The sequence below is a fragment of the Mesorhizobium sp. CA7 genome (assembly GCF_020165015.1).
Taxonomy (GTDB): Bacteria; Pseudomonadota; Alphaproteobacteria; order Rhizobiales; family Rhizobiaceae; genus Mesorhizobium.
In genome coordinates this window covers 83,118-100,801 of record NZ_JAIUHH010000019.1, presented here as the reverse complement: position 1 = coordinate 100,801, position 17,684 = coordinate 83,118, and the positions used below count along the sequence as shown (strand labels likewise).

Annotated in this window: 21 protein-coding genes; 12 read left to right on the top strand and 9 right to left on the bottom strand. The window is 64.3% G+C overall.

Features of this window, described 5'->3' with window-relative positions; translation table 11 throughout:
* Window positions 1-61 precede the first annotated feature (61 nt).
* From LB552_RS25330 to LB552_RS25320, 3 genes are all read left to right on the top strand, one after another.
* On the top strand, window positions 62-967 hold the full coding sequence (locus LB552_RS25330) for a ribokinase (RefSeq protein ID WP_095769273.1): 906 nt from the start codon (window positions 62-64) through the stop codon (window positions 965-967).
* A gap of 3 nt (window positions 968-970) precedes the next feature.
* Entirely contained in the window at window positions 971-2,422 is a 1,452-nt protein-coding gene (locus LB552_RS25325) for an amidase (RefSeq protein ID WP_224610883.1), read from the top strand.
* A 94-nt stretch (window positions 2,423-2,516) separates the two neighbouring features.
* Complete coding sequence (locus tag LB552_RS25320) at window positions 2,517-3,131, top strand: LysE family translocator (protein WP_224610882.1); 615 nt, start codon at window positions 2,517-2,519, stop codon at window positions 3,129-3,131.
* 163 nt (window positions 3,132-3,294) lie between these two features.
* On the opposite strand, the gene LB552_RS25315 is transcribed toward LB552_RS25320, so the two are convergent.
* Window positions 3,295-4,236: a nucleoside hydrolase gene (locus tag LB552_RS25315; RefSeq protein WP_095769270.1), complete on the bottom strand. Its 942-nt coding sequence runs from the start codon at window positions 4,234-4,236 to the stop codon at window positions 3,295-3,297.
* A 242-nt stretch (window positions 4,237-4,478) separates the two neighbouring features.
* Here LB552_RS25315 and LB552_RS25310 point away from each other — a divergent pair, with 242 nt between their 5' ends.
* Both LB552_RS25310 and LB552_RS25305 read left to right on the top strand, forming a co-directional pair.
* The gene (locus LB552_RS25310; RefSeq protein ID WP_095769269.1) at window positions 4,479-4,904 is read left to right on the top strand and encodes an Hsp20 family protein; all 426 of its coding nucleotides are present in this window, start codon (window positions 4,479-4,481) and stop codon (window positions 4,902-4,904) included.
* Between the two features lie 63 nt (window positions 4,905-4,967).
* On the top strand, window positions 4,968-5,225 hold the full coding sequence (locus LB552_RS25305) for a DUF1150 family protein (RefSeq protein ID WP_036257920.1): 258 nt from the start codon (window positions 4,968-4,970) through the stop codon (window positions 5,223-5,225).
* 89 nt (window positions 5,226-5,314) lie between these two features.
* On the opposite strand, the gene ptsN is transcribed toward LB552_RS25305, so the two are convergent.
* The 6 genes from ptsN to lptC all read right to left on the bottom strand — a co-directional run bounded on the left by ptsN (window position 5,315) and on the right by lptC (window position 10,548).
* The gene (ptsN, locus tag LB552_RS25300; protein WP_042641064.1) at window positions 5,315-5,779 is read right to left on the bottom strand and encodes a PTS IIA-like nitrogen regulatory protein PtsN; all 465 of its coding nucleotides are present in this window, start codon (window positions 5,777-5,779) and stop codon (window positions 5,315-5,317) included.
* 61 nt (window positions 5,780-5,840) lie between these two features.
* Window positions 5,841-6,428 (bottom strand): ribosome hibernation-promoting factor, HPF/YfiA family, encoded by a 588-nt coding sequence (hpf, locus tag LB552_RS25295; protein WP_224548067.1) that lies wholly within the window; start codon window positions 6,426-6,428, stop codon window positions 5,841-5,843.
* A 305-nt stretch (window positions 6,429-6,733) separates the two neighbouring features.
* The gene (rpoN, locus tag LB552_RS25290) at window positions 6,734-8,263 is read right to left on the bottom strand and encodes an RNA polymerase factor sigma-54 (RefSeq protein WP_224610881.1); all 1,530 of its coding nucleotides are present in this window, start codon (window positions 8,261-8,263) and stop codon (window positions 6,734-6,736) included.
* Window positions 8,264-8,439: 176 nt separating this feature from the next.
* Complete coding sequence (gene lptB / locus LB552_RS25285) at window positions 8,440-9,258, bottom strand: LPS export ABC transporter ATP-binding protein (RefSeq protein ID WP_095769266.1); 819 nt, start codon at window positions 9,256-9,258, stop codon at window positions 8,440-8,442.
* Window positions 9,258-9,848 (bottom strand): LptA/OstA family protein, encoded by a 591-nt coding sequence (locus LB552_RS25280; protein ID WP_224532219.1) that lies wholly within the window; start codon window positions 9,846-9,848, stop codon window positions 9,258-9,260. Before LB552_RS25280 ends, lptB begins: the two co-directional genes overlap by 1 nt.
* Window positions 9,835-10,548 (bottom strand): LPS export ABC transporter periplasmic protein LptC, encoded by a 714-nt coding sequence (gene lptC, locus LB552_RS25275; protein ID WP_224610880.1) that lies wholly within the window; start codon window positions 10,546-10,548, stop codon window positions 9,835-9,837. Before lptC ends, LB552_RS25280 begins: the two co-directional genes overlap by 14 nt.
* A 392-nt stretch (window positions 10,549-10,940) precedes the next feature.
* On the opposite strand from lptC, the gene sppA reads away from it, so the two are divergent.
* The 4 genes from sppA to LB552_RS25255 all read left to right on the top strand — a co-directional run bounded on the left by sppA (window position 10,941) and on the right by LB552_RS25255 (window position 13,863).
* Window positions 10,941-11,897 carry a signal peptide peptidase SppA gene (gene sppA, locus LB552_RS25270; RefSeq protein ID WP_224610879.1) on the top strand — a complete coding sequence of 319 codons (957 nt, stop codon included), beginning with the start codon at window positions 10,941-10,943 and terminating at the stop codon, window positions 11,895-11,897.
* Window positions 11,898-11,974: 77 nt separating this feature from the next.
* Window positions 11,975-12,259 (top strand): integration host factor subunit beta, encoded by a 285-nt coding sequence (locus LB552_RS25265; protein WP_027165368.1) that lies wholly within the window; start codon window positions 11,975-11,977, stop codon window positions 12,257-12,259.
* A gap of 118 nt (window positions 12,260-12,377) precedes the next feature.
* Entirely contained in the window at window positions 12,378-12,710 is a 333-nt protein-coding gene (locus tag LB552_RS25260; RefSeq protein ID WP_224610878.1) for a LapA family protein, read from the top strand.
* A gap of 190 nt (window positions 12,711-12,900) precedes the next feature.
* The gene (locus LB552_RS25255; RefSeq protein WP_224610876.1) at window positions 12,901-13,863 is read left to right on the top strand and encodes an ornithine cyclodeaminase family protein; all 963 of its coding nucleotides are present in this window, start codon (window positions 12,901-12,903) and stop codon (window positions 13,861-13,863) included.
* A 46-nt stretch (window positions 13,864-13,909) separates the two neighbouring features.
* Here the strand turns inward: LB552_RS25255 and LB552_RS25250 are convergent, their stop codons facing one another.
* Window positions 13,910-14,281 carry a VOC family protein gene (locus LB552_RS25250; RefSeq protein WP_224610874.1) on the bottom strand — a complete coding sequence of 124 codons (372 nt, stop codon included), beginning with the start codon at window positions 14,279-14,281 and terminating at the stop codon, window positions 13,910-13,912.
* 71 nt (window positions 14,282-14,352) lie between these two features.
* On the bottom strand, window positions 14,353-15,063 hold the full coding sequence (locus tag LB552_RS25245) for a helix-turn-helix transcriptional regulator (RefSeq protein ID WP_224610872.1): 711 nt from the start codon (window positions 15,061-15,063) through the stop codon (window positions 14,353-14,355).
* A 101-nt stretch (window positions 15,064-15,164) separates the two neighbouring features.
* Here LB552_RS25245 and LB552_RS25240 point away from each other — a divergent pair, with 101 nt between their 5' ends.
* The 3 genes from LB552_RS25240 (at window position 15,165) to LB552_RS25230 (ending at window position 17,682) form a co-directional block, all read left to right on the top strand.
* Complete coding sequence (locus tag LB552_RS25240) at window positions 15,165-15,650, top strand: hypothetical protein (protein ID WP_095769258.1); 486 nt, start codon at window positions 15,165-15,167, stop codon at window positions 15,648-15,650.
* 88 nt (window positions 15,651-15,738) lie between these two features.
* Complete coding sequence (locus LB552_RS25235) at window positions 15,739-16,821, top strand: class I SAM-dependent rRNA methyltransferase (protein WP_224610870.1); 1,083 nt, start codon at window positions 15,739-15,741, stop codon at window positions 16,819-16,821.
* Window positions 16,822-17,682: a TrmH family RNA methyltransferase gene (locus LB552_RS25230; protein WP_224610868.1), complete on the top strand. Its 861-nt coding sequence runs from the start codon at window positions 16,822-16,824 to the stop codon at window positions 17,680-17,682.
* Window positions 17,683-17,684 lie beyond the last annotated feature (2 nt).

The following is a 17,684-nucleotide window of genomic DNA, read 5'->3' as shown; positions in this document are numbered from 1 at the left end:
AAGTCTTGGAGCAGGTCCGCCTTTCAGCACAGGCTGACCCGCCTCACCGGGAGGCAGTTTTTTGATTATCGTTGTCGGTTCGATCAACCTCGACCTCATCGCCAATGTCGACCGCTTGCCGGAACCCGGCGAGACGGTGCGCGGCTCCGGCTTCGCCACCGCGCCCGGCGGCAAGGGGGCCAACCAGGCGCTGGCCGCGGCGCGCGCCGGCGCGCAAGTGCGCATGGTGGGCGCGGTCGGCAAGGATAGTTTTGCCGCCGAGGCGCTCGCCCTTCTCAGGGCCGGCAATGTCGATCTGTCCGGTGTCGGCGAGACCTTCGCCTCCACCGGCACGGCGTTGATCCTGGTCGGCGGCGACGGCGAAAACGTCATCGCCGTCGTGCCGGGCGCCAATGATTCGGTTGTGCCGGGCGATGTCGCCAAGGCCTATCTCAAGAAAGGCGACGTCGTGCTCCTGCAGCACGAGATCCCGTTGCAGACCGTCGAGGCCACGCTCGACGCGGCGCGCGCGGCGGGCGCCGTCAGCGTGCTCAACACCGCCCCCTTCCGTGCCGAAGCCGCCGACCTCCTCGGCAAGGCCGACTATGCCGTCGCCAACGAAACCGAGTTCGATCTCTATGGCGAGGCGCTCGCGCTTTCGGGGCGCGACCGCCCGGCCCGCATGCGCGACTATGCCAAAAAGACAGGCCGCATCATCGTCGTCACGCTCGGAGGCGACGGGGTGCTGGCCGCCACACCGGGCGATTTCCTTGCCGTTCCGGCGCTGAAGATCACCCCGGTCGACACGGTGGGCGCCGGCGATACGTTTTGCGGCTATTTCGGCGCCGGCCTGTCGTCCGGTCTCTCACTTCAGGATGCGCTCACCCGCGCCGCCGCGGCCGGGTCGCTCGCCTGCCTGAAGCCAGGCGCGCAACCGGCGATCCCACTGGCCAAGGATGTCGACGCGACTTTGGCGGGCACCCGTTGAGCGATGCGCCCCGTCACAAAACATGCCGTGCCGCCGGCCGGCGATATCTGCCGCCTCTCCGCCGTTGAGCTCGCTGAAGGCATCAGACGGCGTCGCTTTTCGGTTCGCGAGGTGGTCGGCGCGTTCCTCGACCGCATCGAGGCCGTGAACCCACAGGTCAATGCCATCGTCTCGCTGCGCGAGCACGCCGACATCCTTGCCGAGGCCGACAGGGCCGATGCTCATCTCGCCCGTGGCGGCGAGGCCGGATCGCTGTACGGCCTGCCGATCGCCATCAAGGACCTTGCCCAGACCAAGGGGCTCAGAACCACCTTCGGCTCGCCGATCTTTGCCGATTTCATTCCCGACACGGACGACTTCTTCGTCGAGCGCGTCCGCGAGGCCGGGGCCATCATCATCGGCAAGACCAATGTTCCGGAATTCGGCCTCGGCTCCAACACCTACAATCCGGTTTTCGGGCCGACGCTCAACGCCTTCGACCCGGCGCTGACCGCCGGCGGCTCGAGCGGCGGCGCGGCCGTGGCGCTGGCGCTCGATATGGTGCCGATCGCCGACGGCAGCGACTTCGGCGGTTCGCTGCGCAATCCGGCGGCCTACAACAATGTCTACGGCTTCCGCCCCTCGCAGGGCCTTGTGCCTGCTGGCCCGGACTTCGATGTCTTCCATTCCCAGATGGGGGTCGAAGGGCCGATGGGCCGCAACATTCGCGACATCGCGCTGCTGCTTGATGAGCAGGCCGGCTATCACCCGCATGCACCGCTTTCGCACGACAAGACGGGCTCGTTCCTTGAAGGTTTGCGGACCAAAGCGTCAGGCGGCCGCATCGCCTGGCTGGGCGACCTCGGCGGTCGCTTGCCGACGGAGCCCGGCGTGCTTGACCTTTGCGAGGCCGCGCTTGCCCGCTTCGCCGATGCTGCCTTCCACAGCGAGGCCTTGGTGCCGGATGTTGACTTCGAGGCGCTGTGGCAGGCTTTTGTCACCTTGCGCCAGGCGAGCAGCGGCTGCGGGCTGAAGGCGCATTACGACGATCCGGCAAAACGCAGGCTTCTGAAGCCCGAGGCTGTCTGGGAAGTGGAGCAGGCGATGCGCCTGACCGCGCCGCAGATCCATGCCGCGACCGTCCGGCGCACCTCGTGGCACCGCACGCTGCTGTCGCTGTTCGAGCGCTTCGACCTCATCGCCCTGCCGACCGCGCAGGTCTTTCCGTTCGACGTGACCACCCATTGGCCGCGCGAGGTCGCGGGGCGAACTATGGACAGCTATCACCGCTGGATGCAGGTCTCTGCCTTTGCCACGCTGGGCGGCTGCCCGGCGCTCAACGTGCCGGCCGGCTTCGACGAGAAGGGCCGGCCCATGGGCATGCAATTGATCGGCCGCCCGCGCGGCGATCTCGCCGTACTCAAGGCCGGCGCCGCCTACGAGGCAACCCTGCCATGGGCGGCGGGAGCTGCATGACGGGCCGCCCTGCCCGGCCAGCTTGCGCCAGCGTCAATCCCGTGCATTGATCGCGCTCCGCCCAAGTCGGCGCTGTCCTGTTCGGGGGAAGATCATGTCGCTGGAACTCTACGCCACCTACGTCGTCGCCTGCATCGTCATCATCCTGGTGCCGGGACCCACGGTCACGCTGATCATCGCCAACAGCATCCGCCACGGCTCGCGCTCCGGCTTGGCCAACGTCGCCGGCACGCAGGCCGGGCTCGCCATCATGATTGCCATCGTCGGCATCGGCCTCAACACGCTGATCGCCGGCATGGGCCACTGGTTCGAATGTGTGCGGCTGCTCGGCGCCGCTTATCTCATCTGGATGGGCGTGCAAATGTTCCGCGCGAAAGGCGCGCTGAACCCCGACGGCTCGGCCAAAAAGCCGCGCGGCGGCTTCTTCCTGCAGGGTTTTCTGGTGGCGATCTCAAATCCGAAGACTTTGGTGTTTTTCGGCGCCTTCTTCCCGCAGTTCATCGCGCCGCAGGGCAATTATACGCTGCAGATCGTCGTCATGGGCCTGACAGCGATGATCTTCGCTGCCATGTCGGACTCGACCTATGCCCTTGCCGCAGGCCGCGCCGGGCGCGTTCTGTCGGCCAGCCGCGTCAAGCTGATGTCGCGCATCAGCGGCAGCTTCCTGGTCGGCGGCGGACTGTGGCTGGCGTTCTCGAAGGCGAAATAGCACCCCACCTTCTCCCCTTGTGGGAGAAGGTGTCGCCGAAGGCGACGGATGAGGGGTGTTCCAGGGAATGCCGACGTCTCACTCCGCTGGAGCACCCCTCATCCGTCTCGGCGCTTCGCGCCGATCCACCTTCCCCCACAAGGGGGGAAGGAAGAAGCGGCCCTTATAGCCGCCCGAGCCGCTCCACCAGCAGCGCGAAGAAGCCGTCATGGTCGATGTCGCGCATCACCATGGCGTTCTTTTTGCGCTTGGCGACGCCCCACCAGTCGATCACCGTCATGCCCATGGTGAGCTCGGAGGTCGTCTCGACGCTGACATTGCAGTGGCGGCCCTTGAACAGCTCCGGTTTGACGAGATAGGCGATCACGCACGGGTCGTGCAGCGGCCCGCCATCAGTGCCGTATTTTTCCTCGTCATAGCGCTCGAAGAACTCCAGCATCTCGGCGGTCGCGGTGCCGACCTTGGTGCCGAGCTTGCGGAAGGCCTGGATGCGCTCGGACGTGGTCAGCGCCTGGTGGGTGACGTCGAGCGGCATCATCACGATCGGAATGCCCGATTTGAACACCAGATCGGCGGCCTGCGGGTCGACATAGATATTGAATTCGGCGGCCGGCGTGACATTGCCGCCCTCGAAGAAGCCGCCGCCCATCAGGACGATTTCCTTGATCCGCGGCGCGATCCTGGGCTCGCGGATCAGCGCCAGCGCGATGTTGGTGAGCGGTCCGAGCGGGCAGAGCGTGATGGTGCCGCTTTCCTCGCGCATCAGCGTCTCGACGATGAAATCGACGGCATATTGTTCCTGGAGCGGCATGGTCGGCTCGGGCAGCTGCGGGCCGTTCAGGCCGGTCTTGCCATGCACCTCCTCGGCGGTGACGAGTTCACGCGCCAGCGGCCGGATGGCGCCGGCATAGACCTTGATGTCGGGCCGGCCGGCCAGCTCGCATATCTTGCGGGCGTTGTTCTGGGTCAGATTCAGCGGCACGTTGCCGGCTACCGCGGTGATGCCGACGATCTCCAGCTCGGAACTGCCGAGCGCCAGCAATATGGCGACGGCATCGTCCTGGCCGGGATCCGTGTCGATGATGATCTTTCTGGACTGGGGCATTTCAATTCCTTTTGGGAAGTCTTTTTGGGCGGGTTTTAGAGCATGGTTCCCGAAAGGTGGGAACCGGTTTTCGGACGAAATCATGCTCCAATGAAAGGCTGGATGAAGATGACGGTTCGACGAAACGCCATCCTGATTTGGCGGCTTGAACTTGATCGCGCGACGGACCATATCAAGACCATCGGGAAAAATGCCATCCGGGTTTTTCCAGTTTGTGTCGCTCTTCAGAGGACAGTGTAACAATGAGTCGAATGACGCCTTTCTCCAGCCCGCTTCTCCTGGGTTTTGATGCCATGGAAAAGACGCTTGAGCGTCTGGCGAAGTCCGGCGACAGCTACCCTCCGTACAATATCGAGCGCCTCAATGCCGCCGACGGCAAGGCCGAAAGGCTGCGCATCACGCTGGCCGTTGCCGGTTTTGCAGAAAGCGACCTCGATGTCACCACGGAGGAAAACCAGCTGATCGTGCGCGGTCGTCAGACCGACGACACCGAGCGCGAATTCCTGCACCGCGGCATCGCCGCGCGCCAGTTCCAGCGCTGCTTCGTGCTGGCCGACGGCATGCGGGTGATCGCGGCGGAACTGAAGAACGGTCTGCTGTCGATCGATCTCGATCGGCCGGAGTCCGAGCGGATGGTACGGAAAATAAACATATCGGTGAAAGACTGACCTTTGCCGATGGCTCTATGCGAGGCGGCCGATCCTGGCGTCCTCGCGCCAAGGAGGCTTGAAATGACCAGAACTGACGAAACGATCACCATGACCAGCGGCGAACTCGCCCATCTCGGCGAAGGTTCGGTCGCTTATCTCAGGAAAGTGTCGAGCGACGACCTGCGCGGCCGCTTCCCCGGCCTCGGCGAGATCGCGCCCGGCCTGGAGCTGTGGGCGCTGTTTGCCGCCAACGGCCAGCCGATCCTGCTTTCCGACGCCCGTGACCGGGCACTGGCGGGCGCGCTGGAGAACGACCTCACCACCGTCGCCATTCACTAAGGCGATTGCTGGCAGCCTGAAATGGAAAGGGCCGCTCCCGGCGGCCCCTCTAGGGTTTCATCCCAAAAACCAGGTTCGATCCCAAAACGTCAGGCCGCGTGCGAGGCCTGCGTATCAGACAAGAGCGCGTGGATCGCCACCGCGTCGCGCGTTCCCCTGATCTTGGCCACCGTGTCGGCATCGCGCAGCACGCGCGCGATGCGCGACAGCGCCTTGAGATGGTCGGCGCCGGCGCCTTCCGGCGCAAGCAGCAAAAACACTAGGTCGACCGGCTGGTCGTCCAGCGCCTCGAAATCGACCGGCGTTTCCAGCCGGGCGAAGACGCCGGCGATTCGCTTCACGCCGGCGAGCTTGCCGTGCGGAATGGCGATGCCGTTGCCGACGCCGGTCGAGCCCAGCCGCTCGCGCTGCAGGATGGTGTCGAACACCTCTCGCTCCGGAATCCCCGAAATCGCCGCCGCCCTCTCCGACAGCAATTGCAGAAGCTGCTTTTTGGAATTCGCCTTCAACGCCGGCATGATCGCCGGAACGCTGATGAGATCGCTGAGATCCATGCTTGAAACATCCCTTGCTCGCCTGCCGCGCCAGTCGTCGCCCCCTTGCGCGGCTGGCTTTTTAGCCTTGCGCGACTTTGGTCGTCGACGGATCGATCCAGCCGATGTTGCCATCCGGCCGGCGGTAGACGATGTTGAGATGGTCGGTTCCGGCGTTGCGGAACAGGAAGACCGGGCTGTCGCTGTTGTCGAGCTCGATGACCGCCGAAGCCACCGACATGGTCCGCAGCGTCAAGCTTGATTCGGCGACGATGACCGGAGCGAAGTCCTCCGGAATGTCTTCCTCGTCGTCGGCGAGGGGAGCCATCACGGTGTAGGCGATGTCGGTCGGCTCTTCGCCATTGCCGTTGCCGGTGTTGCGCGACTTCAGCCGGCGCTTGTAGCGCCGCAGCCGCGTTTCCAGGCGCTCGGCCGCCGCCTCGAAGGCAAGCGTCGGGTCCTGGGCATCGCCGGTCGCCTGCAAAGAAGCGCCGGAATCGAGCCGGACCATGCAGTCGGCGGAGAAACGCGACCCCGATTTGATGACCGTGACATGTCCTGAAAAACCCCGATCGAAATATTTCTCGATCGCCTCGCCGACCCGGTCGTTGATGCGCGTGCGGAACGCATCGCCGATGTCCATGTGTTTTCCCGAAATGCGTAGATTCATCTGAAAACTGACCTTCCTTGCTCAGGCTTCAAACTGTTCCCGAGTTTATACCCGTGGTGCGCGCGCACAAGCTTTGCAGCGGCATGCGCGCCGATTTTAGACCCGAACTTTCCGGTTGATCACAAGTCGCCTTCTTGGCCGTCCATGGCCGTGTCTGACGGACCCATTCGCTAGCGGGCATCACCGCCCTGCTCCATGCGGGCGGGCTTCTAGACACTTCATTGCGGCTTGTCAATGAAACTCGGGAATTGTGGGAAATCAGCACCGTCTCGCACCGGCCAGGGCTTGTCGAGATTCGCATCGGCTTAGCGGCCGGCGTTCGCGAGCGCCCGCTTCTCCCGCCGCCGCTGCACCGACGAGGGAATGTTCATGCCTTCGCGATATTTCGCGACGGTGCGGCGCGCGATGTCGACCCCGCTTTCCTTGAGCATGTCGACGATGGCGTCGTCGGAAAGCACGTCGATGGGCTTTTCCTCGTCGATCATCTGCTTGATGCGGTCGCGCACGGCCTCGGACGAATGCGCTTCGCCGCCTTCCGCGGAGGCAATTGACGCGGTGAAGAAATAGCGCAGCTCGAAGACGCCGCGCGGCGTCAGCATATATTTGTTGGCGGTGACGCGGCTGACCGTCGATTCATGCATGCCGATGGCGTCGGCCACCGTACGCAGGTTGAGCGGCTTGAGGTGACGCACGCCATGGACGAGGAAAGCGTCCTGTTGCCGCACGATCTCGGACGCCACCTTGAGAATGGTTTTGGCCCGTTGATCGAGACTGCGCGTCAGCCAGTTGGCGTTCTGCAGGCATTCGGCGAGAAACTCTTTTTCCGCCTGGTCCCTGGCATGGCTCGAAATGCGGGCGAAATAGACATTGTCCACCAGCACGCGAGGCAGCGTATCGGCATTGAGCTCCACCGCCCAGCTGCCGTCATTGGCGGCGCGCACCTCGACATCGGCGACGATCGCGTCGCTCGCGCCGCCCGAAAACGCCAGGCCGGGCCGCGGATCCAGCGCGCGGATCTCGGCCAGCATGTCGAGCAGGTCTTCCTCGTCGACGCCGCAGATGCGTTTCAGCGACTGGAAATCCCGCCGCGCCAGAAGCTCGAGGTTGGCGACCAGCGCCTTCATCGCCGGATCGAGCCGGTCGCGCACCGCCAGTTGCAGCGACAGGCACTCGGCAAGGTCGCGCGCGAAAAGTCCTGCTGGCTCGAAGGTCTGGCACACGCCAAGCACCCGCGCCACCGCCGCGCCGTCCGTGCCGAGCCGAACCGCGATCTCGTCGAGTTCGGTGCGCAGGTACCCGGCTTCGTCGAGCCCTTCGGCTAGCTCACCCGCGATAAGGCGTTCGCCGGGGCTCAAGGAGGCAAGCGCGATCTGCTCGCCGACATGTTCGCGCAGTGTGATGGCGGCCGCGGCCATGTCGCCGACGTCGAACCCCTCGGACGATGCTGCGCCCGCGCCGCCCCCGGCGGCCGACTTCCATTGCGCCGAGAGATCCGGCCCCAGCCTCTCGCTGGTGCCTGGGTCGTCGGGAAACAGGTTCTCCAGGGAAGAATCGAGCTTTTGCGAGATCGCTTCCGCGCTCCACTCCATCTCGCCCTCGAACCAGTCGCCTTCTCTGTCCTTTTCCGGGGATGTCTCGCTTTTCTGGGATAGATCGCCGGCGGCATCGTCCTGCGGCTCGGCCCGTTCCAGCAGCGGATTGCGCTCAATCTCCTCGTCGATGAAGCGCTCGAGCTCGACATGGGTGAGCTGCAGCAGCCGGATCGACTGCATCAGCTGCGGCGTCATCACCAGCGACTGGGATTGTCTGAGCTGCAGTTTGGCTGCCAGCGCCATGATGGACTTCAAACGCCTCGTCTACGCGTCGACTGTTTTTCGGTCGGGCATAGAAACTGGCCCGGCTTTTGCTTGTCAAGCAAAACGCTAGCAGCTGCGGCTTACCGGAGCGTTATCGAGCGCTAAAATGACCGAAAGCCGTGACGCGGTCATTGAAACCGCATCGAAACCCGCGGTCAGAGCGTGAAACCCTCGCCCAGATAGAGACGCCGCACATCGGCGTTGGCGACGATCTCGTCGGCGCGGCCATGCGTCAGCACCTGACCGGCATGGATGATGTAGGCGCGGTCGATCAGGCCGAGCGTCTCGCGCACATTGTGGTCGGTGATCAAGACGCCGATGCCGCGCGCCGTGAGATGGCGAACGAGTTGCTGGATGTCGGCGACGGCGATCGGGTCGATGCCGGCGAAGGGCTCGTCGAGCAGCATATAGGCAGGCCGCGTCGCCAGCGCCCGCGCGATTTCGAGGCGACGCCGTTCGCCGCCCGACAGCGACATGGACGGCGCCTTGCGCAGATGGCTGATGTGAAACTCCTCGAGCAGCTCGTCGAGCGTGCGCTCGCGTTCCTTGCGGCTCTTTTCCACCACCTCCAGCACGGCCCGGATGTTCTGCTCGACATTCAGGCCGCGGAAGATCGACGCTTCCTGCGGCAGATAGCCGATGCCGAGGCGGGCCCGCCGGTACATCGGCATCGAGGTGACATCGAAGCCGTCGATCTCGATCGAACCTTCGTCGACGGGAACAAGGCCGGTGACCATGTAGAAACAGGTGGTCTTGCCAGCGCCGTTGGGGCCGAGCAGGCCGACAGCCTCACCGGCGCGCACGCCGAGCGTCACACCGCTCACCACCTTGCGGCCCTTGTAGCTCTTGGTCAGCCCCTTGGCGATCAGGGTGCCCTTGAACTTCGCCTTGTCGGCGCCGACCGTCGCCGGCGCAGCGGGTTGTGCGGCTGCCCGTCCCGGGAGACGGGCCAGCAGCGAAGTCACGCCGGCCATTACTTGCTCGACGCTCCCTGCTGCGCGTCCTGTTTCTGCGGCTTGAACATCATGATGACGCGAGGACAGCCTTCGACATTGCCGAGGCCGCTCTTCATCTGCACGGTGAGCTTGCAGCCTTTGAGCACATTGTCGCCCTGCGACAGCACCACTTCCTTGCCGGAAAGCACCAGCACCTGCGTCTTCATGTCGAATTTGCCGGTGTCGCCGGTGGCGATCTGGTCGTTCGATTTGATGTAGACTTTGTTCTCGACCTCGAGATGGTCGATATTGGCGGCGCCCGTCATCGCCGATGCGCCTGCTGCGGCACTTTTGCCGGCATTGGCATCCTTGACATAGTAGACCGTCATCTTGCCGGCCTTGAGCAGGGTCGGCCCCTGATTAACCGTCACATTGCCGCTGAACACGGCCATGCTTTCGGCCTGGCGGACCTCGAGCTTGTCGCTTTCGATCTGGATCGGCTGGTCACCCGACAGCTTGAGCCCGGGAATCTGGCTGGTCGCGCTCGACTGCGCGAACGAATGCGCCGTTGCCAAAAACAGCAATGCGGAAGCAGCGCCCGGAAGCCATGCGGATTTACTGCGACGCATTCTGTTCTCCACCGTTTACCCCCGCTGCCTTCAGCGCAGTTGGATCTATGTTGACGCGAACCCGGCTCTCGAAGACCACGAGCCTGCCATTGTCCTCGACCGACATCGAGTCCGCGGTGATGCGCGACCCGCCACGGCTGACGTCGACCGGATTGCTCGTCTTCATAGAGCCTTTGCCCATGTCTAGGAAGATCGATTTGAACTTCGCCATCAGGCCGTCCGTCGTCGTCACGCTGACTTCGCTGGTCAGATCCATCGTGTTGGCGTCGCGATTGTAGATACCGTGCGCGGCATCCACCGACACGATGTTGTCAGTGGCGACGGGCAGTCTGGCGTTGATGCCTTCGAGGTCGATGACGGCCTGCTGGCCGACATCCTGCGTCGCCCTGGTCGCCGTCAGCGAATATGGCAGCTTCTGCTTGGTGAAGCCGTTGAGCTTCGGATTGGCCATCACCAGCTTGCCGTCGGAAAACGCCGTGCCGTCGGCCTGCACCGATACCGACAGCGGCGCTTTGAGGTAGGAATAGACCGGAAAGGCGACGGCGATCGCGACCGCGACCAGCGGCACCGCAAATTTCAGCACGCGGACGCGGCGCGAGTGCCGCCGGGCGCGGTTGAACGCATCGCCACGCGTGCCGCCTTGGTTCGCGGGAGCCGATGCCTCACCGGCATCGCTCGTTTCGTCAGATCGCGCCAACATCACTTTTCTAATGGACCTTTGCCCGCCCAAACACCGCCTATAGGTGGTATGCCGGCACCTACAAGCAAGCACAAGCGGAGGAAAACTGCAAAAATGTGACAGCTGCCGCCCGCAAAATCGAAAGGAATTCGGCGAGATGGCCTGTACTTCATAGCAGATACGGACTGCTTGCGTTAATTTTTCGTGAGCCTGGCGTCGACGCCCGAGGCCGAAGCCGGGCCTTTCGGAACAGTTCCGGGAAAGCTGCGAGCGGTTTCCGACAGGAATTGCATCAGGACAAGAAAGTAGAGGGGTCACCGTTCTGTGAAGCGGATGACCCGCGCCAGGAAACGGTAGCCGTGCGTAGAAGCTTGCTTTAAAAGCGTGCTTTCCCACCACCCACGAGGCTGACAATGGCAATGAGAGCCGACGACTTGATCGACCGCCGCCGCTTGCGCCGCAAGCTGACGTTCTGGCGCGTGGTCGCGTTTCTGGTTCTGGCGGCAGCGATCATCGCTTTCTCGAGCTGGGTCTATGACGACAATTTTACCGGCCGGGCGGTCCCCCACATCGCCAAGGTCAAGATTGAAGGCACCATCACCGAGGACGAGGAACTGCTCAAAAGACTGGAATCGATCCGCAAGTCGCCGGAGGTGAAGGGCGTCATCCTGTCGATCGATTCGCCCGGAGGCACCACGGTCGGCGGCGAGTCCACATTCGACGCCGTGCGCAAGCTTGCCGGTGACAAGCCGGTGGTGGCCGAAGTCGGCACGCTGGCGGCATCGGCCGGCTATATGATCGCAAGTGCAGCCGACCACATCGTCGCCCGCAAGACATCGATCGTCGGCTCGATCGGGGTGCTGATCCAGTATCCCGACGTCAGCGGTCTCATGGACAAGCTCGGCATCAAGCTGGAAGAAGTGAAATCCTCGCCGCTCAAGGCTTCGCCCTCGCCCTTCAAGCCGACCAATGACGACGAGCGCGCCATGGTGCGCAAGCTGATTCTCGACAGCTACGACTGGTTCGTCGGCATCGTCGCCGATCGCCGCAAGATGTCGCATGAGCAGGCGCTGGCGCTTGCCGACGGTTCGATCTTCACCGGCCGCCAGGCTTTGGCCAACCACCTGGTCGACGCCGTCGGCGGCGAGCAGGAGGCGATCGACTGGCTGGCGACGAAGGGCGTGGACAGCAAGCTCAAGGTCGTCGAGTGGAAGGACAAGGACAGGCGTGGCGGTTTCCTGTTTTCCCAGTCGATGGCAAAAGTGGCGGCCAAGGCGCTCGGCCTGCCGGATGCCGGCGGCGATATCATTCACGAACTTGGCGCCGACCGCTTGTTTCTTGACGGTCTCGTTTCGGTCTGGCACCCTTAAGGTGCCGTTGGGACGAGCCGAAAAAGCAATAAAATCATCCTGATAATCGGTTGCAGTGGTTTTACGGGGAATGTTCTATGATCAAATCCGAGCTTGTGCAGATCATTGCTGCACGCAACCCGCACCTTTTCCTGCGCGACGTCGAAAACATCGTCGGCGCGATCTTTGACGAGATCACCGACGCGCTTGCTGAGGGCAACCGGGTCGAGTTGCGCGGTTTCGGCGCCTTTTCGGTGAAGAACCGTCCGGCCCGCACCGGCCGCAACCCGCGCACCGGCGAGTCCGTCGAGGTCGAGGAAAAATGGGTGCCGTTCTTCAAGACCGGCAAGGAGTTGCGCGAAAGGCTGAACGGCGGCAAATAGGCGCCGGGCCGGCGGGTCGAAACGGCATCTTGGCGCCTAAAGGCATGTCTCCCGAAAGTGGAGACCGGTTTCAGGACAAGGACATGCGCGCCTCAAGAAGCCTCTCCATGGAGATTTGATGTTCAATCGCTTCGTCCTCGTCGTGGTCTTCGTGCCGCTGGCCGTCATCCTGATCGCGCTCGCCGTCGCCAATCGCGGCCCTGTCGCCTTCACGGTCGATCCATTTCATCCCGGCAATCCTGCGCTGACGCTGAACCTGCCGCTTTTCATCTTCCTGTTCCTGGCTTTGGCCATCGGCATGGTCGTTGGAAGCCTGGCCACCTGGGTGAAGCAGGGACGCTATCGCAAGCTCGCGCGCCAGCGCGGCCTCGAGGCGGAAAACCTGCGCCAGGCGGTGAGCCGCACGCCCGTGGCGCCCAAGGGACCGGCGCTGCCCAGCCCGACGAATTAATGCATGTCGCCCAGAAGTGCGCAGCGGTTCTGGGACAACGGCATGCATCGAACAAAGGCTTAAAGCGCGTCGCCTGAATCTGTTTTCAGCGCGACGCGCTTTAGCAATTCCAGGCAAAGTGCGTAGCGGTTTTCCGTCCGGAATTGCTTAGAAGACAGTCGAGCGTCATTTCGACACCACGGAGCTTTGAATGCTGACCATTTCGGCCGCCGAGGTCGACCGCGCGCTGACCTTTCCGGGCCTTGTCGAGACTCTGCGCACCGCCTTCCGCGATGGCGCCGTGCAGCCGGTTCGCCACCATCATGGCGTCGAGCGGCCGGACGGCGCCGCCTCGACCTTGCTTTTGATGCCGGCCTGGACCGACTTCAACGCCGCCGGCACCTCCGAGGGAGGCCATATCGGCGTCAAGATCGTCACCGTGTCGCCGGACAACAATGCCATCGGCAAGCCGGCGGTCATGGGCCTTTACCTTTTGCTCGACGGCGTCACCGGCGAGCCGCAAGCGCTGATCGACGGCCAACGGCTGACGCAGTGGCGCACGACCTGCGCCTCCGCGCTCGCCGCCTCCTATCTCGCCCGCAAGGACGCCTCGCGGCTTCTGGTGATCGGCGCCGGCGCGCTGTCGCCCTTCCTTGCCAAGGCGCATTCGGCGGTCAGGCCGATCACATCCATCCGCATCTGGAACCGCACGCCGGCCAATGCCGAAAAAGTGGCCGCCGCGTTGCGCGCCGAAGGCCTTCCGGCAAATGCCGCCGGCGATCTCGACGCGGAGCTTGCCGAGGCTGACATCGTCGCTTCCGCGACCATCTCGAACACGCCGCTGGTCAAGGGCGCGCTGCTGAAGCCGGGCGCCCATGTCGATCTCGTCGGCGGCTTCACGCCGACGATGCGCGAAAGTGATGACGATGCGATCACGCGTGCCCGCGTCTATGTCGACACCCGCGCCGGCGCCACCAAGGAGGCAGGCGACATCGTCCAGCCGCTGGCCTCCGGCGTGTTGAAGCCGGAAGCGATTGTCGCCGACCTGCACGAGCTCGCGCGCGGCGAGAAACAGGGCCGGCAAACCGACGACGAGATCACGCTGTTCAAGTCGGTCGGCGCTGCGCTTGAGGACCTCGCCGCAGGCGTCGCCGTCTACAAGGCGCTCAAATAGGCAATAGGGATTGGGCAGTAGGCAATAGGGAAGATAGGCCTGCTGCCTACTGCCCATTCGGCCAATAGACGCGCAGGCGATGATTGTCAGGATCGAGGGCAACGAAGGTGCGGCCGAAGTCGAGATCTAGTGGCGCCTGCAGTACCTTAAGGCCCCTGCCAGTCCAATCCGCATGGGTGGCGTCGACCGCAGCCGCATTCTCGACCGCGACCACGAGCTCGCCGCCACCGCCTGCCGCCGCCGCAGCCGGCTCGACCGTGTGGCGCGACCAGAGGCCGAGCTTGAAACCTTTGTCGAGCACGAACATGACGAAGGTCGGCGAGGATTCGACCGGCTCGCGTCCGAGCAACCTGGCGTAGAAAGCGCCACTGTTTTCAGGGCTGTCGACATAGAGGATCACGAAATTCGGCGTGGTCATATCTGATCTCCAAAGCTGTCTGAACCTTGGAGACCATACGCGGGCATGCTGCCAAATTCTGGCAGCAGCGATCAGCCGGAGGCGTCTTTCGCTCCATTTTGGCCCGGCGCATCGAGGGTTGCCCGCCACTCCTTCAGCATTGCCTGTCGGCGGCGCGGATAGCGGATGTCTGTCACCGTCAGGCCGGACATCCGGTCGGCGCGGAAATGCCGGAAATCCTGGCGCGTTTCGCACCACGCCACCATCACCCGCACCTTGTCGAAAAAGGCGAGCGCGAACGGCCAGACCAGACGCTTCGATGTCGCTCCCCCGGCGTCGCGATAGAGGAAGCCAAGCTTGCGCTCGTCGCGGATCGCCTGCCGCACGATGCCGAGGTCGATCGCTTCGGCATTTTCCGAGCGCGGCCCGACGAGCAGCGTCGTCGCGTCGAGATCGTTGCGCAGATCATCCGGCAGCACCGCCGCGATCTTGGCCAGCGCATCCGCCGCGGCCGCCGCCAGCCTTTTGTCCGGCTGCTTCGCCACCCAGCGCGAGCCGAGCACGATCGCCTCGATCTCCTCGTCGGTGAACATCAGCGGCGGCAGCATGAACCCGGGCTTCAGCACATAGCCAAGCCCCGCCTCGCCCTCGATCGGCGCGCCCTGCCCCTGCAGCGTCGCGATGTCGCGATAGAGGGTGCGGATCGACACGCCGATTGCGTCCGCAAGCGTGCGGCCGCTCACCGGCCGGCGATGGCGGCGAAGGATCTGGACGAGGTCGAGCAGGCGGGCTGAACGGGACATGAATGGCTAACCGGCGTGCCGGACAATAGGGCTGGCCTGCACATCGCGGCAAGCGACCTTCTGCCAGGGAACGCCCGCGTCCCGTTCCCGTTCTCCCCACAATGGAGATGCGCGGGACCCTGCTGTTCTGGTCGGTGCTGACCGCTTTCGTCGCGGCGCTCAGCCTTGGGCCGTCCTTTGCCCATGTGCTGGAATCGCTGCCCAGGCTGACGAAATGGTCGCCGGCGCTCTGGCGAGAGGCGACGGTCTTCAACGGTCAGTTCCTGCTCTTTGCCGTCATTGGAGCGCCGCTCGATATCGCAGCGATCCTCTGTCCGGCGTTGCTTGCCTGGATGCTGCGCGGCCAAGCGACAGCTTTCTGGCTCTTGCTCGCCGCCACACTGCTTTATGCCGTCTCGCTGGCGCTCTGGTTCGGACTGGTCAAACCGGCCAACGACATTCTTGCGACCTGGGCGCCCGGACCGATCCCGGACAATTTCGAGGCCGTCCGGCTGCGTTGGGAGACCGGCCACATGGCGGTGGCCGCGGCGAAGGCGCTTGGCTTCGTTTCGCTTTGTTTCGGCCTGCTCGGTATCCGGCATGGTTGATGACAGCACCATTGAATGAGCCAGGCTTTGTTGCGCCGGTGGGCTGAGCTGTGGCAGAAGCGGGCCGAACCGCCGGAGATGACCCTTCTTGAAATCTTTTCGCGACAAACGCCGCGATGGCCGCCCGCATCCCGCAAGGGCGGAACAGCCCCGCCCGCGTGATGCGTTCGCGGCCGGACGGCAGCAGGCCGCGCCTGCCGAGCGCCGCGAAACAAAGCCGGCGGAGCGGCAGGAAGCCAAGCCGGCGCCGCGCGTGCTTGCGCGCCGCGAAGGCGCGTTGCCTGCCGAGCGCCTGCCGTTGATCCTCGAAGTCGCGCCAAACGCCGATTACGCCCTGCTTGACAGCGGCGCCGGCGAGAAGCTCGAGCAATACGGCCCCTACCGCATCGTGCGCCCCGAGGGCCAGGCAATCTGGCAGCGGGCCCTGCCGGCGAAGGAATGGGAGCGCGCCGACGCCATCTTTACCGGCGACACCGACGAAGAAGGCATCGGCCGCTGGCGGTTTCCCAAAACGCCGCTCGGCGAAACCTGGCCGATGAAGCATGACGGCATCGATTATCTCGGCCGCTTCACCTCGTTTCGCCATGTCGGCGTCTTTCCGGAGCAGGCGTCGCATTGGGACCATATGGCGGGACTGATCGCGTCGGCGAGACGCCCAGTCAAGGTGCTTAACCTGTTCGGCTATACCGGCCTCGCCTCGCTGGTGGCGGCCCGCGCCGGCGCCGAGGTCACCCATGTCGATGCCTCGAAGAAGGCGATCGGCTGGGCGCGCGAGAACCAGGAGATGGCCGGCCTTGCCGACAAGCCGATCCGCTGGATCGTCGAGGACGCGATGAAATTCGCCGAGCGCGAGGAACGCCGCGGCAGCCGCTACGACATCGTGCTGTTCGATCCGCCGGCCTATGGCCGCGGACCCAAGGGCGAGGTCTGGCAATTGTTCGAGGACCTGCCGGGCCTCACCGAGCTTTGCCGCTCGATCCTGACGCCGAAACCGCTGGCTGTCGTTCTCACCGCCTATTCGATCCGCGCTTCCTTCTTCGCCATCCATGCGCTGATGCGCGATACCTTCGCCGGTATGGGCGGCACGGTCGAATCCGGCGAGCTGATCATTCGCGAGAAATCCGCCGGCCGCGCGCTGTCGACTTCGCTGTTCTCGCGCTGGGTGGCTTGAATGACGGCACATGACGGCGCTCGCCCGGTCGGGCAGGTCAAGGAAGTCACCAGCCTTGCCAATCCCCTGGTCAAGGACATCAAGGCGCTGGCGCTCAAGAAATTCCGCGACCAGCAGAACGCCTTCATGGCCGAGGGCCTGAAGCTGGTCATCGATGCCCTCGACCTCGGCTGGTCGATCAGGACCTTGGTCTTCGCCAAGGCCGGACGCGGCAACCCGGCCGTCGAAAAAGTCGCAGCGCGGACCGTTGCCGTCGGCGGCATGGTGCTCGAAGTTTCCGAAAAGGTGCTCGCTGCCATCACCCGCCGTGAGAACCCGCAAATGGTGGTCGGCGTCTTTGCGCAGCAGACGGTGCCGCTGAAGGACATCCGCGCCAGGGACGGCGATGTCTGGGTGGCGCTCGACCGGGTGCGCGACCCCGGCAATCTCGGCACCGTGATCCGCACCGTCGACGCCGTCGGCGCCAAGGGCGTCATCCTGGTCGGCGACACCACCGACCCGTTCTCGCTGGAGACGGTGCGCGCCACCATGGGCTCGATCTTCGCCGTGCCGGTCGCCAGGGCGACCGAGCAGGCCTTCCTCGCCTGGCGCCGCGATTTCTCCGGCCTTGTCGCCGGAACCCATCTCAAGGGCGCGGTCGACTATCGCTCGGTCGATTTCTCCAGGGGACCGGTCCTGCTGCTGATGGGCAACGAGCAGCAGGGCCTGCCGGACAGTCTCGCCGAAAGCTGCGACCGGCTGCTCAGAATTCCCCAGGCAGGCCGGGCCGATTCGCTCAATCTGGCGGTCGCCACCGGCGTGATGTTGTTCGAGATCCGGCGCGGCGCGTTGAAGCTCGAGCCTGCCAATGACATGCGATGAGG

What these genes read in the sequence shown, in the direction of transcription:
- LB552_RS25280 (WP_224532219.1), bottom strand. Translation starts at nt 9,848, where the DNA reads ATGCGTCGCAGTAAATCCGCATGGCTTCCGGGCGCTGCTTCCGCATTG.
- LB552_RS25240 (WP_095769258.1), top strand. Translation starts at nt 15,165, where the DNA reads ATGGAGATGCGCGGGACCCTGCTGTTCTGGTCGGTGCTGACCGCTTTC.
- LB552_RS25320 (WP_224610882.1), top strand. Translation starts at nt 2,517, where the DNA reads ATGTCGCTGGAACTCTACGCCACCTACGTCGTCGCCTGCATCGTCATC.
- LB552_RS25265 (WP_027165368.1), top strand. Translation starts at nt 11,975, where the DNA reads ATGATCAAATCCGAGCTTGTGCAGATCATTGCTGCACGCAACCCGCAC.
- lptC (WP_224610880.1), bottom strand. Translation starts at nt 10,548, where the DNA reads ATGTTGGCGCGATCTGACGAAACGAGCGATGCCGGTGAGGCATCGGCT.
- LB552_RS25315 (WP_095769270.1), bottom strand. Translation starts at nt 4,236, where the DNA reads ATGCCCCAGTCCAGAAAGATCATCATCGACACGGATCCCGGCCAGGAC.
- LB552_RS25245 (WP_224610872.1), bottom strand. Translation starts at nt 15,063, where the DNA reads ATGTCCCGTTCAGCCCGCCTGCTCGACCTCGTCCAGATCCTTCGCCGC.
- LB552_RS25255 (WP_224610876.1), top strand. Translation starts at nt 12,901, where the DNA reads ATGCTGACCATTTCGGCCGCCGAGGTCGACCGCGCGCTGACCTTTCCG.
- LB552_RS25305 (WP_036257920.1), top strand. Translation starts at nt 4,968, where the DNA reads ATGACCAGAACTGACGAAACGATCACCATGACCAGCGGCGAACTCGCC.
- ptsN (WP_042641064.1), bottom strand. Translation starts at nt 5,779, where the DNA reads ATGGATCTCAGCGATCTCATCAGCGTTCCGGCGATCATGCCGGCGTTG.
- LB552_RS25250 (WP_224610874.1), bottom strand. Translation starts at nt 14,281, where the DNA reads ATGACCACGCCGAATTTCGTGATCCTCTATGTCGACAGCCCTGAAAAC.
- hpf (WP_224548067.1), bottom strand. Translation starts at nt 6,428, where the DNA reads ATGAATCTACGCATTTCGGGAAAACACATGGACATCGGCGATGCGTTC.
- rpoN (WP_224610881.1), bottom strand. Translation starts at nt 8,263, where the DNA reads ATGGCGCTGGCAGCCAAACTGCAGCTCAGACAATCCCAGTCGCTGGTG.
- sppA (WP_224610879.1), top strand. Translation starts at nt 10,941, where the DNA reads ATGGCAATGAGAGCCGACGACTTGATCGACCGCCGCCGCTTGCGCCGC.
- LB552_RS25310 (WP_095769269.1), top strand. Translation starts at nt 4,479, where the DNA reads ATGAGTCGAATGACGCCTTTCTCCAGCCCGCTTCTCCTGGGTTTTGAT.
- LB552_RS25260 (WP_224610878.1), top strand. Translation starts at nt 12,378, where the DNA reads ATGTTCAATCGCTTCGTCCTCGTCGTGGTCTTCGTGCCGCTGGCCGTC.
- LB552_RS25230 (WP_224610868.1), top strand. Translation starts at nt 16,822, where the DNA reads ATGACGGCACATGACGGCGCTCGCCCGGTCGGGCAGGTCAAGGAAGTC.
- lptB (WP_095769266.1), bottom strand. Translation starts at nt 9,258, where the DNA reads ATGGCCGGCGTGACTTCGCTGCTGGCCCGTCTCCCGGGACGGGCAGCC.
- LB552_RS25325 (WP_224610883.1), top strand. Translation starts at nt 971, where the DNA reads ATGCGCCCCGTCACAAAACATGCCGTGCCGCCGGCCGGCGATATCTGC.